Origin of the sequence: Streptomyces phytophilus (genome assembly GCF_013870535.1) — a bacterium.
Taxonomy (GTDB): domain Bacteria; phylum Actinomycetota; class Actinomycetes; order Streptomycetales; family Streptomycetaceae; genus Streptomyces; species Streptomyces phytophilus.
This window is the reverse complement of sequence record NZ_JACBXC010001483.1, coordinates 1-1,352: the sequence shown is the minus strand read 5'-3', so window position 1 is coordinate 1,352 and position 1,352 is coordinate 1. Positions and strand designations below refer to the sequence as shown.

Below are 1,352 nucleotides of genomic sequence, written 5' to 3'. Positions count from 1 at the left end.
CGGCAGCCGCACGCACACGTTCAGCGTCCGCCCGTCCAGCACCGTCAGGTGCTCGGCGTCCAGGAACCCGGCCAACGCCGTCATCCCGCGCTCACCCCGGCAGCTCGTACGCGCTGGGCACCGGGAAGTACGCCTCCAGGAACGCCCCCAGCAGCCCCGGCGCGCCCTCGCCCCGGGCCCGGATCACCCTGCGGTCCCGTGCCGCCAGCAGCTCCCGCAGGGCGGCGTCCGCGCCGCTCGCCGCCAGGTCGACGTCCGCGTGCCGCTGCGTCGCGGCGGCGGCGCGGCCGGTGTGGGCGGCGTAGTGGTGGTAGAGCGACGACGGGATCGCCAGGTCGTCGCGGCGGGGGACGCGGTGGGCGGCGGTGGCGGTGTGCCGGTCGCCGAACTCGCGCTCGATCTCGCACAGCACGCTGCGCCGCAGCGGGTGCGGGGCGTGCCGCAGCGGCTCCTGCGCGGGCGAGACGAAGAACCGCGTGAGGCCGTTGGCGAGGAAGAAGTCCTCCGGGACGGTCTCGGTGCCGAGGAAGAGGCGGTCGCCGAAGTACAGGAAGTGCTCGGCGAGGCCGTCGATGTGGTGCAGCTGGCTTTCGACCGCGCGCGGGTTGGACGTCGGCAGCACGGTGGGGTCGGCGAAGACCTCGCGGTGCCCGACCACGTTCAGCCCCGGGTGCGCGGTGTCGAGCCACGGCGGGGCGCCGTCGTCGGTGAGCAGGTGGACGCGGCGGATCCAGGGCGCGTGGGTGGCGAGGGAGCGCAGCGCGTAGCGGAGTTCGGGGTCTGTCCAGGTGTAGACGGCGTCGATCGCGTACGTGACGTCGTCGGGCAGCGGGTGCGCGAACTCCTCGCGGGTGCGCAGCGTGAGCCGGCCGCAGCCCCAGGAGCCGCGGTCGGTCATCTTCACGGTGGTGGCGCCGGCCGGGACGCTGTCGGTGACGCGGCCGGGGCGCGGGGCGAGGAGCCGGTCGCCGGTGGGGTCCGCGTGCCAGAACTCGACCTCGCAGCCGGAGTCGGCGCCGATGACCAGCCGCCGGCCCGGCTCGGTGCGGAACCACGTGAGGCGCAGCACGTCGGCCCGCTCCAACTGCTGCCAGACGCCCGGCTCGTAGCCGGGCACGAGTCGCGGGTACGCACCGGCGGCGCCCTCCTGCGCGAGCCCCGGCCCGGCCCCGCGCGCCCCCGCCCGCTCATCCGCACCCGCGGGCCCGGGCCCGGGAGTGCCCGCACCCGCCACCACCGTCACGTACGCCGGCTGCACCCGGCACAGCCGTGCCAGCGCCCGGCCCGCCCGGCGGCGGGCGGCCGCCGGCACGGCGACGACCGCGGGGCCGCGCGCCCGGCCCCGTACCGCG

At 77.3% G+C, this 1,352-nt stretch carries 1 protein-coding gene; it reads right to left on the bottom strand.

Features of this window, described 5'->3' with window-relative positions:
* Nucleotides 1-91 precede the first annotated feature (91 nt).
* Nucleotides 92-1,352: stealth family protein (locus H5J30_RS33565; RefSeq protein WP_181791532.1), on the bottom strand; the 1,261-nt coding region annotated here is incomplete at its 5' end.